Raw genomic sequence first — 15,948 nt, forward strand, 5'->3', positions numbered from 1 at the left:
CATTAATACTTGTATAACATAAGTAATTTGAATTGGTAGGATATTCAATATTTCAAAATACTGAATTTTGTTAATAAAATTATGATGTTGCTTATGGGGTGTTGATGTTTAGCGAGGTTATTATGCTTTTCTGAATTTTAGCATATATGACATCACAATTTTTAAAAAACCCATAAATCAAGGGAGGATTGTTAATGATTACAAAAACAAAAGAGCCTAGAGAGGCAAAGCTATGGGAGGCACTAATTCCGGTTGTTAGTACAACAGTACTTCTAATGTATTGCGTATTACCTTATTTCAAGGTTAATCAACCAGTTCACGTTCCATTAATACTTGGAACACTTATAGCTGCAATAGTTGCTATTACTAGATTAGGCTATTCTTGGAAGGATATTGAGGAAGGAATCATAAGCAGTATTTCTGGTACTATGCAAGCAATAATCATTCTAGCAATTATTGGTATGATTATTGGTACATGGATTCTTGGTGGTATTGTTCCCACACTTATCTTTTACGGATTAAAAATATTAACACCATCAATATTCTTAGTTGCTACTTGTCTGCTTTGTGCTGTTGTTGCACTAGCAACTGGCAGTTCATGGACCACAGCAGGCACTGTAGGTGTAGCCCTAATGGGTGTTGCTGCTGGACTTGGAATACCAGCACCAATGGCTGCAGGTGCGATAATTTCCGGTGCATACTTCGGTGATAAGATGTCACCTTTATCAGATACAACAAACCTAGCACCAGCTATGGCTGGAGCAAAATTATTTGACCATATTAGCCATATGGTATATACAACAGGAACTAGCCTTGCAATTGCACTAATTGGCTATGCAATACTTGGATTTAAATTTGCAAATACCACACCTGATGTATCAAAAATAAGTGCAATAACTGATTTAATGAGCAAAAACTTTACAATAACACCATTTTTACTAATAGTACCGCTTATAGTTATAATTATGGTTGCTAAAAAAGTACCCGCTATTCCAGGTTTGTTTATAGGTGTTTTACTTGGTGGTGCTGCAGCTATGATTACTCAAGGCGCTAGCTTTGCTGGTGTAATGGATGCTATGCAAAACGGTGTTGTATCAAAAACTGGCAATGTTATTTTAGATTCCCTTCTTACTAGAGGTGGATATCAAAGTATGATGTTTACAATATCTCTAATACTAGCTGCACTTTCTTTTGGTGGAACACTTGATAAAACTGGAATGCTTCAGACGGTTGCCAGCAGAGTACTAAAATATGCAAACAGCACAGGTTCACTTGTAACTGCTACAATATTCACATCAATAGTTGCTAATGTACTTGCTGGAGATCAATATCTTTCAATAGTGCTTCCAGGCAAAATGTACAAGGAAGAGTTTCGTAAAAGGGGACTAGCCCCAAGAAACCTTTCAAGGTGCCTTGAGGATGCAGGTACATTGACCTCTCCACTTGTTCCATGGAATACTTGTGGAACAACAATGTCCACTTCTTTGGGAGTATCAACCTTTGCATATCTCCCCTATTGCTTCTTAAACCTTGTAAATCCATTAGTATCTATCTTTTTCGGATTTACAGGAATTACAATGATGAAGCTTGAGGATGATCCATCGGCTCCAGAATATAAGGAAAAACTAAAGGAAGCAATGTAACAGCTACATAAGCACATTAATATAAAAAAAAATCCTTGTTGATAGTTCAACAAGGATTTTTTTATATGATTTTTTTATGTCTTTCATTTACAGTTGCAAGGATTTTATCCTTTAATATATCTCCATTCTCAACAAAAGAAATTAGAATTTTCGAAGCCATATTGAAATTAATATTTAAATCTGTATTTCCATTATCCTCTGAAATGATTTTTACAATTTCATCAAAGGATTTATTTGATTTTATTCCCCGTACTCTATCCCCTTTTAGGTGCTTTTGCCTTATAAACGCATATAGTAATGTAGTATCATCGTCTATTCCATGCACTGCACAAAAGGCGATATTATCAAATTTTATAGTTCTGATGCCAAAGGGTTTGTATATTCTGATCTTTTGGTCATCAACGGCTATAGAAAATATAATTCCCTTATACACCTGCCAAGCAGTGACAATAAAAATTATCAGCAAAATTATTTTTAATATAATATTAGGAATAAATATTAAGCTAACAAGAGCTAATAAAGTTGAAACAATAAAAATAATACCCAGTTTTTTTAACGAATTCGGTTTACCATTGAACTTTTCCATCGATAGCTCCTTAAATTTAATGACATTTTTCTTAGAAATAATCTCTATGTATAGATTACCCTATTATGACTACAAAAACAATAAGTGTTGTTCTAATTAAGATCAAGATCAATTTATAAAACCGTAGCATGATTTATATACACTCAAATCATGCTACGGTTTTTATTAATTCTCAATATCAACTTACTAAGTTCCTTTAATATTCTTTTGTATTAATATCCATATTTATTCTTCCATCTTTTATCTCTATTATCCTATCAGTTTTTTCTGCTATCCTTCTGTCATGTGTAATAATTATGAAAGTTGTCTTAAACTTTTCATTAATATCCCTAAGTATAGTGTATATGTTCTCAGTTGATTCAGAATCTAAGTTGCCAGTAGGCTCATCCGCAAGTATTATTTTAGGATTATTAATTAAAGCTCTAGCAATAGCAGTTCTTTGCTGCTGTCCTCCTGACATATTAATTGCCAAATTATCTTTGACATTGTAAATCCCCACCAAATTCATGAATTCTTCAGCTCTCTCTATAATTTCCTTAGAGGGCTTTGGATTATTCATCATATATGGAATAAGTATATTTTCTTTAGCAGTAAATTCTGGCAGTAAATAATGAAATTGAAAAACAAAACCTATAGTTTTATTTCGAAGCATAGCTAAGGAGTTCTTATTCATGCTATCTGTTCTTTTACCATCTATATAAACCTCTCCACTAGTTGGTTTATCTAGTGTACCCATTATATTCAGCAGTGTACTTTTACCACTTCCTGATTGCCCTATTATAGAATTGAAAGACCCTTCTTCAAACCTCAAATTTGCATCGAATAGCACTTGTGTCTTTACTGCTGACCCGTAAATTTTATTTATATCCTTTAATGTAATAATGTTAGCCATTCTTAATCACCTCAATTGGTTCTAATTTTGACGAGCTTCTTGCTGGTATAAGAGCAGCTATTGAAGCAGAAAGTACTGCTATTGACCCTGATATTGCAATAAACTTATAATCTAAATAAAGTGGTATTATAGATGTTCCATCAGGATTCACAGCAAATTTGGTGAAAACCACCATAAGTGTAATTCCAAATATTATTCCAAGTAATGCGCCTGCAATACCTAGTAAAAGCCCCTCATACAAGAAAATTTTGCTAGCATCTCTATCTTTTATGCCCATAGCTTTAAGTATTCCAATTTGTTTGGATTTTTGAACTACTGTTACAGCAAGCACACTGGCAATACCAAGAGTTACCGAAATAAGTACAAAAACTTGTATCATTAAGCTAGAAACACTTTGTCCATTAAGTCCACCAAGTAATTCCTCATTTTGAGCTTTCCAATTTTCAACTTTTAAATTATTATCCGCTAATTTTTCTTTTACTATTATTGCAATTGCATCTGCTTTAAATACGTCTTTTGAACTTACTTGCATTTCTATAGAGGTTATTTTATTACTAAATCCGAATATATCTTGGGAAGTTTCAAGACTTGTTATAATCCATGATTTATTTATACCTGCTACTTTCAAATCATAAAAACCAGTTACTACTGATTCTTTAGTTTTTCCATTTGGCGTAATGAGTGAAATCTTATCTCCAATGCTTAACTTCAGTTCTTCTTGTAAATTTTTCCCTACTAGTACTTCATATAAATTTTGAGGAGCCTTGCCTTTATAAATTTTCGACTTTATATTATATAAATCCATATCAGGCTCTAAATTTAAACCTCTTATAAGAATTGGAGCAGTTTTATCACTATACTTTATAAAAGCTGGTGAATCTGCAGCAGCGGATATTTTTTTTATTCTACTATCTACTACTTTTATTTTAGCTATTTTTTCTGACCAGTTTTCTATAGTTTTATCATCTTTATTTGATGTAATAGTTATTTGTGAAGAATTTCCTATAGTTTTATCTATGAGACTCTTTTGCAGGCCTTGTATTAGCGAGCCTATAAAAATTTGTACCGATACTCCAATGGCTATGCCCGTAGCTATTAAAATAGTTTGTCCCTTGCTAGACTTCAAAAATCTTACAGCAATTTTAAATGGTAATTTCATTTTGATTCTCCTTTTGCAATTTTTTTATGTCATCGAAATTATTTATAACCATATCTGCATTGCTATTTTTAAATGCTAGAGGATTATTTCTAAAAGCATGACCTCCTACTAGTATATTTAATTTTTTATTACTAGACTTCCTTATTTTTTCAATTGTGGCTTTAGCTGCTACAAGATTGTAATAGCTTGTCACACTTATAGCTAAATACTTTGGATTTACGTAATCAATGACTTTTAAAAACTCATTTTTAGGAGTGTTACTTCCCACAAAGATAGTTTCAAAACCGCATAGTGTAAAGAAATCTGAAATTATCCTGGCACCTATCTCATGATGCTCTTCGACTGGGCAAATAACAACAACTTTTCCATAATTTTTACCTTTGTAAATTTTGTTTTTTTCCTTTATAACGTAAGGATAACAACACTCAATAATAGTTCTAATTATTGAGCTCCTAACATGCTCTTTCCATATACACACCCCCCCCTGTTCAGTATCACATTTCATATTATTTAAGGATGGAGCTACTATATCAGTGTATAATGAAACAATATCAATTTTTTTCTCTTCTAACAAAGATAATATTAAATTCACTGCATTTTCTTTGTCCTCTAGTTCTAATAAATTTACAAATTTATTATAAATACTTTCCATACATTCTCCTCTCTCTGATAATTTTTTTCAACAAATAATTAATATTATCAAATCACATATATTACATGTTTATATATTAACACACTTTTTCAAAATTTTACATATCTTTAGAAAATGTTTTTTATAAATAGGTGCCACCCACGTGGCAAGTGACATCCATTTTTTAGTACAAATCAAATAAGAACTAGCAAAGTAGCGTTATACACTTTGCTAGTTCTCTGTATTATTCTAAGAAATATTATTTTATAAATCAATAATCAAAAAAGTTATTAACTATTTAGTACTTTTAAAAAAGTCTGATAATATCTCTTTCTCTCCACCAGAAAAATTATATATGTTAAGTTCTCTTTCAGTAATCCATTTAACTTGATTTATATCTTTGTGAGTAGTTATATAGTGTTTTACCTTTCCAGTGTAAACTAGCGAAGTATCTCCACTTTGCTCATCTAAAGTATATTCTTTAAATGGCATCATATCAAATATAGTACAATTTAAATCCTTATCTATTGTTTTAGTAATACATCTTTCTGTGGTCTCCTTACCTTTTATATCTTTGCCAAAAAGACTCCATACTATTGGTAATTTCTTTTTTCCCCTAGCAGCGATGAGCACACCATTAAAATCATCACAAATTATTATTGAACATTTCACAATTTGCCCCATATTATTTCCCCCTCACAATATCATTTTCCTAATTTTTCTAAAAGTTTATATACCACATAAAAATATTATATGACACATTTATACAAATAACAAGTCAGAACTTTCTAGCCATTACATGTATACTATATTATTTTGTGTCAATAATTGTAATGTGTGTTCCAACGTGAAAGGAGTAGATTGATGAAAAATAATATTGATTTATGCAATAATGAAACTCTAGTAAAAGAATATATAGAAAGAGGAAAAGGGCTTTTTAATGATGGAGAGGTTGAAAAAGCATTCAAAGACTTCAATAAAGCCATTTTCTTAAATAATAAATATCCTGAAATTTATCTTGTCAAATGTCAAGCTCATATTGAAATGTATGAAGTGGAGGAGGCAGAAAAATGCATAAAAACGTACCTAAAGTTACTTCCGGGTGACCCAAAAGGTTACTGGAAGTTAATTGATATTCACGATTTAACTGGTGACTTTGATAAATGCGTTTACTATTGTGAAAAGCTTCTTGAAAGTGATGAATCAAATTGCACAGTATATTTTAAAAAAGCAGAGTTCTTAACTCTTCTTAATGATTTTACAAAAGCTTTAGCCTGCTATGATAATTGCCTAAAACTAATTCCTGATTTTTATGATGCACTATGCGGTAAAGCTAGCGCGCTACTCTCACTACATAGTAAAAAAGAAGCCCTTAAAATATATACTAAAGCCATTGAGGTTGATATGAGTAAAAGTGCTGCTTATTTTGGAAAGTCTGAAGTATATATGGCTTTGGGAAATATCATAACTGCATTGAGATTTGCAGAAAAAGCCTACGAAATAGAACCTGATAATGAATGGTATAAATGTCACTATACAGTTTTAAAAAATATGAATATAGGCACTAAATAGTAAAATGCTCCAGCTTATAAAGCTGGAGCATTTTACTATTTGCATGTTCTCATTATTTTTTGTATTTTCCTTAAATGATTGTCATAGTCGGCTACAACAGCCTCTACTTCTTTCATTAGATCAGGATCTAACCCCTTATTTTCTTTTATAAACTTTTCTCCTTGGGTTATCCCCATTTCTATAGCAGCTGTAGCATTCTCACACACTTCCAAATCAGTGTTTACAGATATAAGCTTAATTTTCTCGAAAAAGTCCGCCATGGTACCCATTATTCCGAGAGTATCCGCAGCATTTCCACCTAATTTTTCTATCCTATTTGTAACTGCTTCTTCATGTCTTTTAAAGGATTCTATGATCTTTACTAACTCATTTTTTACCTCTGGATTTTTAGCTTTACGAAGATAATCTTTAAATGTAGTGCCTCCCATGTGTATTCCTTTTAAGAATTTGTTCATTTCTTTTACATCATTCATAATCTCACCTCAGTTTATTGTGAGCATTAATTAATTTCATTATTCATATTTATATTATGCACTATTAGTCCTTCATCTCAAATAATCCAAATATCTCTTCCTCAGTTAAAGCTGCAAACCCTTCTCCACTTGATAGTTCATCTCCCATAAGCGAGGATATAAGCTTTTTCTTTTCTTCTTGAAGCGACAAAATCTTTTCCTCAATGGTGCCCTTAGCTATAATTTTCACAACTTCTACCACATGTTTTTGACCAATTCTATGCGCTCTATCTGTTGCCTGTTCTTCTACTGCTGGATTCCACCATGGATCAAAATGAACTACTACATCCGCAGAGGTTAAATTCAGACCTGTTCCTCCAGCCTTTAAACTTATTAAAAACACAGAACTTTCGCCACCATTAAAGGATTTTACTAAATTCATTCTCTTTTCTGAAGGTATAGATCCATCCAAGTAACTAAAGGATATTTTCTCTCCCCTAAGTCTCTTTTGTATATTCTTAAGAACAGAGGTAAATTGAGAGAAAACAAGCACTCTATGCCCTTCTTCTATACTCTTTTGAAGTAGTTCCACTAGTGCTTCTATTTTTGCACTTCCACCACTATAATCATTCATAAGCACTGTGGGGTCAAGACATAATTGTCTTAGCTTTGTTATATAAGATAGTATTTCTATTTTACTATTTTTAAACTCATCATTTTTCACCTTATTTTCAATAAGCTCCATTGCATGGTTTGCATAAGTTTTATAAACTTTTTTTTGTTCCTGCTCTAAATTCACTATTAATTGTTTCTCTATTTTATCAGGTAACTCCTTTAAAACATCTTTTTTTCTTCTTCTCAGAATAAAAGGTTTTATAAGCTTGTTTAAATCCTCTAATATCTCCGGACACTCCTTTAATTTTTTATGATATCTTACACTGAATCTCTTTTCATCATATAAGTATCCGGGCATTATAAAATCGAATATAGACCATAAATCCATAAGAGAATTTTCTATTGGTGTACCAGATAGTGCAAATTTTGTCTTCGCCACTATCTCTTTAACAGCTATGGCATTTTGAGATTTCGGATTTTTTATATTTTGAGCTTCATCTAAAATGCAATAATCAAATTCTACTACCTTATACCTTTCGCTATCCCTCTTTAATAAATTATAAGTAGTTATAATCACATCATAATTTTCTAGATTATTTATTATTTCTTCTCTCTCTTCTTTTATCCCATTAACCGCTGCTACCTTTAGCCTAGGTGCAAACTTTTCAAACTCGCTTATCCAATTGTATATTAGGGAGGTTGGTGCTACAATCAAAGTCTTCTTCTCCTTACTCGCTAATATAAAAGTAATAGCTTGAATGGTTTTACCAAGACCCATTTCATCTCCTAAAATTCCTCCAAACCCTAAATACTCTAAGGTTTTAAACCAATTATATCCAACCTTTTGGTATTCCCTCAATTGCCCCTTTAAATCCACTGGCTCTTTGAAGTTCAATTTTTCTATATTCTTAAGCTTATCTTTTATTTCTTTTAGCTCTTTTTTACCTTTTATATATCTAATTTTATTTTCTTCTAAATATCCATCTAAAAAAATGCCCTTACTTTTTGATATTTCTATATGATTATTTTCAATATGAGATGGAGTCATAACATCAAGGAGCTTTAAGAATTTATTAAGTTCTAATTCCTCCAAATCAAGGTATTCACCATTTTTTAGCTTATAATATTTAAGACTGTTTCTAAAGGCCCTTAATATATTTATAGTTTCTTGCGGTTTAATATCTCCTATCTTAAAGTCCATTTCAAAGTAATTATATTTTCCACTTTTAATATCTCCACTAATGCCCTTAATCCCTAGTGATTTTATACCTTTAAAGTTATCAGAGTAATACACCTCTCCTATATCTTGAAGTTTTACTATCTCACTTTTAAAAAATTTGAATATGTAATCCTCTCCCTTTGTGAAATAGAACTTGTTCTTTATGTCCTCAAAGCCTAAGGATTTAAGTATTGAAGTGACTTGAGCTTCTTTTTTAGATTCTCGATATATGATTTTTTCATTGCAATCCTCAAACACATTAAACTCAAAATTTCCGTACTTTACCTTTAATGTTAGGGTAATATTCTTCCCTTCCTTATCAAAATAGAAATTAAATCCACACTTACCTATTACAATTTTATCTTTTATAGACTTGGATAAAGTAACACTCGGTGATAAAAAATTAAGATCTGGAATTAGCCTTCTTAATATGTTCTCCTCCTCAAGGCTTGTCATAGTTACTACCCTTGCCTCATTAAAAACTTGAAGATAAGGATTTATTTTATAGCAAAACTCATAGTCAGGAAGATATATATTGCTTCCATACAAAAAAGCATCATTCTTAGAGCCTAGGGCCACAGGCATTCCGTTTGTTGACTTAAGCACATAACTATTTTTTATTAGCTTCAAATCAAAATCTAGCGCAGGAGCCTCATATAAAATTTCTGCGTCTATAGGTCTGGAAAAAAAACCTTCATTTAAGTAGACTCTATGCTTAGTTATAACTTCAAAAAATTCTCTTGTTAAATATTTGGGAATATTAATATTTTTCCCGTCTATATATAGCTCTTCTCTTCTGTTAACGTACCTTTGACTTGACTCCATTGTCTTTAACATTTCAATAAAATCCATAAGTCTTTTATCTTTAGTAGATAGCCTTTGATTTTCAATATTAAAATTATAATTTTTGCTATAGTTTATAGGAATTTTATTATAATAGGCTAATAAAAAATGATTGATGTCCTTTAAAATATAAAGGTTGCTAGATGTCATAGAGCTTAATCCTATTTTAAATTCAGCTGTAAGAACGTTAGTCCATTGATTTTTATTTATGTAAACTTCAATTTTAATTTCGTCCTTATACTTTTCGTCCCCTAATAGCATAGATAGTACATTACTACTATTTTTAACTATACCAGGGTTTATGCCATCCTCGTCTCTTAAAAGGGGATGCTTAGCTAAATCCTCTACCGCACTATAAAAGGTTGCCACTAAATGTTTGCAACAATAATTTTCTTTTTTAAACTCATTATTCTCAAAATCTGCACAACTACAAGCAGTAGTAAAAATACTCCTTCTCACAGTATCCATCTCAATTTTCGTGTGATATTCATTAAAAAGTTTTTCTGAAATAACATTACCCTCTATACATATTAATTTATCTTCATTCGTAATGTCTACAGAAGAAACCAAATCATTATTAAGGACCCTTTGACCACTAGCATGATTTTTTCCACTGGTTCCTTCATTAAATATTTGTAATACCATATCTTCGTTCAACATATTTTCTCCCTAGTATTTAAATTTTATAATGCTTGAATTTAATAATCCTTTAATTATAACATAAAAAAAGAAAGAACATAAAACTTACGTTCTATATTCTTTCCTAAATCACTATTAGAACTGAAATCATCTAAATAAACCATTTTTAAATATTATAAATATTATAAATGATATATTACAACATTCCTACTAATAGCTGCCCCAAGGTATTTACAAAATTCAAATCTTCAAATTTAAACTCTTTAATTTTAATAGGAACAGTTAAATAAAGTATTCCACGAACAACTCCTGATTTAATTATAGGAATAGCTAAAACAGAATTCCAATTCGGCATTCCAGTTACTAAATCATAGTCTATTATAGAGTCCCAATCGATTATGCATATAGCTTGCTTATCTTTAATTACAGACTTTATTATATTTCCACTATACCCTTTAACTGAAGTCCAATTTTCCTTGAAAATTTTCCTCCCAAACTTTTCAGAAATTTCGTTTTCATTAACAATAAAAAACATACCATTTTGTGCCTCAGTGGTTTCAATTATTCTTCCAAGTGCATTGAATATTTTGGTTTCTAAATCTGACTCCGCCTTAATAATTTCAATTAGCTCTACCATAGCTAGTACATTTCTTGAATCTTGAACTACATTTCCTGATACTATTCCAGAGAGTTTATTAGTACCCTTGACCTTACCTGAAAACTTGTCTTCCCAAATTTGGCATCTATTTTTACCCCTTGCCTTAGCCACATATAATGCTTGGTCAGCTTTTTCTACCAATTCTTGTTTCCATTTTCCATGACTAGGATAAGTGGCAATACCCATGCTTATTGTTAACTCCCTTTTAGACCCCAATATTTTTTTATTTTCAATGTTTTGTCTTATCCTTTCCGCAATTCCACTTGCTATATTCACATCAGTTCCAGGTAAGATGACTATAAATTCTTCCCCCCCATAACGTCCACATACATCTATCTTTCTAATTGAGTCCATAACTATTTTGCTAACATCTTGCAATACCTGATCTCCTGTTTGATGACCAAATCTGTCGTTGACTCCTTTAAAATTATCTAAATCAAACATGATTATAGAAAATACTCCCGCAGCTCCACTCGCCTTTTCTACATTATCTGACAGTGCTTCCTCTAGAAAACGTCTTGTGAGTGTCCCAGTTAGTTTGTCGATAGAAGAACTGATTTTAAGTAAATAGTTTTCCATAATAAAACTTATAAATGAGGTTAAGTCTAAGCATTTATCCAAACTCACTTCATTAAAATTATTTAATACTCTTTCAGATTCCATATACAGATAGCCTTTTATATTTTCTAGCTTAAATGTTTCATATACTCTTTTAACTGCCCCTTTAGGGCTTTCCATATAACAATGACCCTTCCTTACAATGGGTATACACATTATAGATTTTATACCACTTGGCATAAATCTTAATTCTACATTTTTTGTGCTATTAAACGCATCGCTGACTAATACAGAATTCTTAGTTTCCCGTGCTCTTTGTAAAATCAATCTTATGTCCCCTATATCATGATTTCCATCACTAGAAGCAACAACTGAGCATTCATTATCATTTGACTCAGAAATAATTAAGCTCCTAGTAGATAACACCATACTTGAAATAAGTTTTGTAATGACGTCCAATGTTTGAAGTGGATCCTCACACATATTAGTAATTATATCGTTTATATTGTGAATGCCCTCTGGTAAAATAGAACTATATATTTTTTGAGCGGACTCAATAAAACTTTTATTATTTATTACTTCGGTAAATGCACCATAATTAAATAGAATTGCTAAATCCTCATTGTTTGAAATGAGAATTTTTTCCTCTACCAAATGGGAAGTTTTATTATGTGCATTGGTCTTACTCATACCCTTAATCATGTTAAAAGGCTTCATCATATTATAAGCATTAATATAATTTATCCTTAACCGCTTTGGCAATTGTAGTGTACAATCTTTAATTATCTCACAAGCTTCAAAGTAATAGTTTACTGCATAAAAATAATCTTGCTGAGTAAAATAATAGTCTCCAATAGCACTACATATCCTCCATTGAAAAAACTTATTCTTGACCTTTTTAGATAAATCCAAGGCCAACATTAAGCTGTCTATACTCCTTTTATCACTATATATGAGTCCTTCTAAATATAATCTTTTAATATTCACCACTTCAACTAAAATATCTTCACTTTTAAAGGAGTGGGTTTCAAATAAATCAGTAGCTTCATGCACATATCCGTTTTCATACAACGCAATACAAATTTCGTATAGTGCATTGGCTTTATTTACTTTATTCTTATGTTCATGAATTACTAACTTTATATTTTGGATACTCTCAGTTACATCCTCTACTCTTTCCAATCTATTAATCTCTAATATAAAGAATAATAATCTGCTATTATTATCTTGTGTTGTACCATTATTATTATATATATCTAGGGCTTTTTTAATTAAATCGTAGGCCTGCTCAATGTTTCCTATGCCATAATAAAGTTCTGCTCCCATTTGATAATATATAGAAATATCTTTACCTTGAATGGGATATTGTTCTAACTCCTTTTGTGCTAATAGGTAATATTCATGAGCCTCCTTGTTATTTCCCATTTTTAAAGAAACATAGGAAATATAATTGTAGATATAAAATATATTACTTTCAAATTCCATGTTTTTTGACTTTTCTAATACATCTTTAAAATATTTTAGTGCTGCATTATAATCAAACTTATCACAATAACAAGTTGCTAAATTAACTAAAGCAATTAACTCTAGGTCCATAATATTATTTTCCTGGCAAATTACTAATAGTTTATTATAATAGCCAATAGCGGTTTCATTTTCTTGATAATGATCTCCATAAATTACTCCAAGATTATTTAAACAACGGCTCATGCCTTCGGGGTAATTTATTTCTTCAAAATACACAAGTCCTTTCCTATAGCAGTCTAGGGCTTCACTCACTCTGGAAGTTTCCTTATACATAATCCCAAGATTATTGTACATTAATCCTTTATACTTTATATAATCATTACCACATTCTTCTATACATTTAGTACATATTTCATAAACCTTATCATACTCTTGTTTTGCAGTATATATGTTGGCAAGAATCCTTTTATTTTCAAGGTAGCCCTCCATATATTCCATATTTAACAATAGAGCCTCAGCTTTTATTATATATTCAAGCGCTTTTTCTACTTCATTTCTTATCATACAAATATATGCTATTTTATTAGCACAATCAACTTGAAGTTTTTCTTTTACTAATTTTTTTGAATATATATATGTTTTTTTATATGTTTCTAGTGCGCCTGATAGATTCCCCGAATCTGAATAAACATCTCCTATCTTTAGTAGAATCTCTACCTTCTGATTATGATCATCATCAGATAACATAGAAAAAGCTTTTTCATACTTAGAAATGGCTTCATCCATTATTCTAAATGATTTCATTTTTTCTGCAACTTCTATACAGTATTTTACGACTCTATGTTTATCCTCAGCTTTTTCTAAATGATATATAAGCTCTTCTTTATTTTCCCTACCTTCATTTTCAAATAAACTTTCTAGCACAGAAGCTGCAATTTCATGTTTTACCTTACGCTGCTCTTCACTTAGCCTGTTATATATTAGATTTTTAAGCACCTTATTATTAAAATCAAATACAAAACCCATATCTTCAATTTTTTTAATAAGTATTCCTTTAGAACATAGTTTCTCAATATAATTGTCTATTTTCTTTTCAGCGCCAATAAAAGTTTTTTCAATAACTTCAATTGAAATGGCAGTATTAAAAATAGCTATAGTACTTAAAATCTCATAACTTTCTTTGCTAATTTCCTTTATTTGATTCAATAATGCTTGTTCCATTGTTACAGCAATAGGCATTTCATCAATGGTTTCAAAAGGTGTACACCACTTACCATTATCTATATTTATAGTCATAATTTTTTTAGCCATAAAGTCTTTTAATGTTTCTTCAATAAATAGAGGATTACCATAAGTTTTCGCATAAATTCTTTCTCCAAATTCACTAGGAACTCTAGGCATACTAAGTATTTCCTGAATCATAATACCAGTTTCTTCATTATTTAAATTATTTAAATAGAGATTGAGATTGTTAGAGTTTTTATTTAATAATTGCTGATGCTTATTGTTTTCAATGTAATCACCAGTACTATAAGATAAAACTATCATTATATTTTGCTCATTATGATTTTGCACGTTTATATATTCTAAAAGTTCTAATGAAAATTCATCTAAGCAATGGGCATCATCAATAATAAAAATGGTAGGTTTATTATACATTGCCTCTTCAATAAAGCTATATATTCTACTAATTAGCCTATACTTTTCTTTTTCACCTACTAAAGACTCAGAAGCCACAATATTATTTTCTTCGCCAAGTTCTGGAATGAATTTTATTAATTCACTCTGATACCTTTTTACTATTTCCTCATCACACATATACACCATCTTTTTTAATATATCTACAAATGCCTTATTACTTTTACCCTGAAAGTTTTCTATGGCAAAGCTTGAATATACATTAGCTTTCTTAATACAAAGTAGATGTTCAATTTCTTTTAAAAGTCTGGTTTTACCAATTCCCTGCTCACCATGAACAAGTATAATTTTATTTAAAGCACTTGGACCTATTATATTCTCATAAGCGCTTATTATTTCAGTAATTTCAGTAGTTCTACCCACTATCTTTGTATTAAAGTTTAACTTTTCAATTTCTTCAATTTTATAAGCACTATATTTAGTATTAAAAAGTTCATTAATGTGTTCCACTATTTCATTTATGTTACTATAACGCAACCTTGAATTTTGTTCTGTCATTTTTTTTATAATTATTATTAAATTCTTGTAAAATCTCAAGGTTTCAGGGCATTTACTGTACTTATTTTCAACTTTACTCTCCAATTTCATAATACTTTGATATATATTAAATTTTTGATTTACATCAATTTTACAAAGGGCAAGAAGAACTATTCCCAATGAATATATACCTGCAACTATTGTTGGTTTATTATCAATTATTTGCTCAGGAGATTTAAAGTTAAGTTGTCCTACTATATTACGACTATAATCTTGCTTTTGAATTTCTATAGTCGGTAAATCTGCAAGAATAACCTTGTGTTTATTGACAACCTGTTTAATCATTACATTGTTAGTATTTAAATCACCATAAACAAAGCCTCTAATATGTAAATAATTTATCACATAACATAATTGCATAAATATATTCAAAATTTCATTTTCATTTAAATTAGAAGTCAATTCATGTAGCTCCACAGTATCCTCTATATAATCATTTGTATAGAAGTATTCACTGTTATTTGTCTTTTTATTATCAATAGTGTGAACTATTCCAAAGTCAAACACACTACTTATATTTACATGATCTATACTTGTAAGTGTTGCAAACTCAGATGCATAAAAATCTATCAAATTTTCTGATGCGAATTCAGAATTAATAATATTTAACTGTATTTTTTCATAATTATTTATAACATCAGAAACAAGATAGGAAGATTTAATCCTATCTTGGCTCAACTTTGTAATTACTCTATATCTATTGTTAATTAAATTCATTTTACAACACTTCCTTTATGCGAATATCTAGTTATTTACATTATAACATATCATTTGCATAT

The 15,948-nt window shown here is 30.2% G+C and carries 10 protein-coding genes; 2 read left to right on the forward strand and 8 right to left on the reverse strand.

The genetic code is table 11. The annotated features are described in order from the left end of the window. The first annotated feature begins 194 nt into the window (after positions 1-194). Positions 195-1,643: a Na+/H+ antiporter NhaC gene (gene nhaC / locus KPL51_RS13275; RefSeq protein ID WP_216162298.1), complete on the forward strand. Its 1,449-nt coding sequence runs from the start codon at positions 195-197 to the stop codon at positions 1,641-1,643. A gap of 61 nt (positions 1,644-1,704) precedes the next feature. Here the strand turns inward: nhaC and KPL51_RS13280 are convergent, their stop codons facing one another. From KPL51_RS13280 to KPL51_RS13300, 5 genes are all read right to left on the reverse strand, one after another. Beyond that, positions 1,705-2,229 (reverse strand): hypothetical protein, encoded by a 525-nt coding sequence (locus KPL51_RS13280; protein ID WP_216162301.1) that lies wholly within the window; start codon positions 2,227-2,229, stop codon positions 1,705-1,707. A gap of 196 nt (positions 2,230-2,425) precedes the next feature. After that, entirely contained in the window at positions 2,426-3,121 is a 696-nt protein-coding gene (locus KPL51_RS13285; RefSeq protein WP_216162304.1) for an ABC transporter ATP-binding protein, read from the reverse strand. Continuing rightward, positions 3,114-4,280: an ABC transporter permease gene (locus KPL51_RS13290; protein WP_216162306.1), complete on the reverse strand. Its 1,167-nt coding sequence runs from the start codon at positions 4,278-4,280 to the stop codon at positions 3,114-3,116. Before KPL51_RS13290 ends, KPL51_RS13285 begins: the two co-directional genes overlap by 8 nt. Then, the gene (locus tag KPL51_RS13295; RefSeq protein ID WP_216162308.1) at positions 4,264-4,932 is read right to left on the reverse strand and encodes a cobalamin B12-binding domain-containing protein; all 669 of its coding nucleotides are present in this window, start codon (positions 4,930-4,932) and stop codon (positions 4,264-4,266) included. The genes KPL51_RS13290 and KPL51_RS13295 overlap by 17 nt, the downstream gene beginning before the upstream one ends. A 273-nt stretch (positions 4,933-5,205) precedes the next feature. Then, positions 5,206-5,595 (reverse strand): hypothetical protein, encoded by a 390-nt coding sequence (locus KPL51_RS13300; protein WP_216162310.1) that lies wholly within the window; start codon positions 5,593-5,595, stop codon positions 5,206-5,208. Between the two features lie 180 nt (positions 5,596-5,775). Here KPL51_RS13300 and KPL51_RS13305 point away from each other — a divergent pair, with 180 nt between their 5' ends. Then, positions 5,776-6,483, forward strand: a complete 708-nt coding sequence (locus tag KPL51_RS13305) for a tetratricopeptide repeat protein (protein ID WP_216162312.1) — start codon at positions 5,776-5,778, stop codon at positions 6,481-6,483. A gap of 35 nt (positions 6,484-6,518) precedes the next feature. On the opposite strand, the gene KPL51_RS13310 is transcribed toward KPL51_RS13305, so the two are convergent. The 3 genes from KPL51_RS13310 to KPL51_RS13320 all read right to left on the reverse strand — a co-directional run bounded on the left by KPL51_RS13310 (position 6,519) and on the right by KPL51_RS13320 (position 15,886). Continuing rightward, on the reverse strand, positions 6,519-6,956 hold the full coding sequence (locus tag KPL51_RS13310) for a DUF2383 domain-containing protein (RefSeq protein ID WP_216162314.1): 438 nt from the start codon (positions 6,954-6,956) through the stop codon (positions 6,519-6,521). A gap of 64 nt (positions 6,957-7,020) precedes the next feature. Then, entirely contained in the window at positions 7,021-10,272 is a 3,252-nt protein-coding gene (locus KPL51_RS13315; RefSeq protein WP_216162316.1) for a DEAD/DEAH box helicase, read from the reverse strand. A 175-nt stretch (positions 10,273-10,447) separates the two neighbouring features. Beyond that, complete coding sequence (locus tag KPL51_RS13320; protein WP_216162318.1) at positions 10,448-15,886, reverse strand: diguanylate cyclase; 5,439 nt, start codon at positions 15,884-15,886, stop codon at positions 10,448-10,450. Between the last annotated feature and the right edge of the window lie 62 nt (positions 15,887-15,948).

The sequence above is a fragment of the Clostridium bowmanii genome, from assembly GCF_018861315.1.
In the GTDB taxonomy this organism is placed as follows: domain Bacteria; phylum Bacillota; class Clostridia; order Clostridiales; family Clostridiaceae; genus Clostridium_AD; species Clostridium_AD bowmanii.

Coding starts and splice junctions, on each gene's coding strand:
- nhaC (WP_216162298.1), top strand. CDS start 195: ATGATTACAAAAACAAAAGAGCCTAGAGAGGCAAAGCTATGGGAGGCA.
- KPL51_RS13280 (WP_216162301.1), bottom strand. CDS start 2,229: ATGGAAAAGTTCAATGGTAAACCGAATTCGTTAAAAAAACTGGGTATT.
- KPL51_RS13285 (WP_216162304.1), bottom strand. CDS start 3,121: ATGGCTAACATTATTACATTAAAGGATATAAATAAAATTTACGGGTCA.
- KPL51_RS13290 (WP_216162306.1), bottom strand. CDS start 4,280: ATGAAATTACCATTTAAAATTGCTGTAAGATTTTTGAAGTCTAGCAAG.
- KPL51_RS13295 (WP_216162308.1), bottom strand. CDS start 4,932: ATGGAAAGTATTTATAATAAATTTGTAAATTTATTAGAACTAGAGGAC.
- KPL51_RS13300 (WP_216162310.1), bottom strand. CDS start 5,595: ATGGGGCAAATTGTGAAATGTTCAATAATAATTTGTGATGATTTTAAT.
- KPL51_RS13305 (WP_216162312.1), top strand. CDS start 5,776: ATGAAAAATAATATTGATTTATGCAATAATGAAACTCTAGTAAAAGAA.
- KPL51_RS13310 (WP_216162314.1), bottom strand. CDS start 6,956: ATGAATGATGTAAAAGAAATGAACAAATTCTTAAAAGGAATACACATG.
- KPL51_RS13315 (WP_216162316.1), bottom strand. CDS start 10,272: ATGTTGAACGAAGATATGGTATTACAAATATTTAATGAAGGAACCAGT.
- KPL51_RS13320 (WP_216162318.1), bottom strand. CDS start 15,886: ATGAATTTAATTAACAATAGATATAGAGTAATTACAAAGTTGAGCCAA.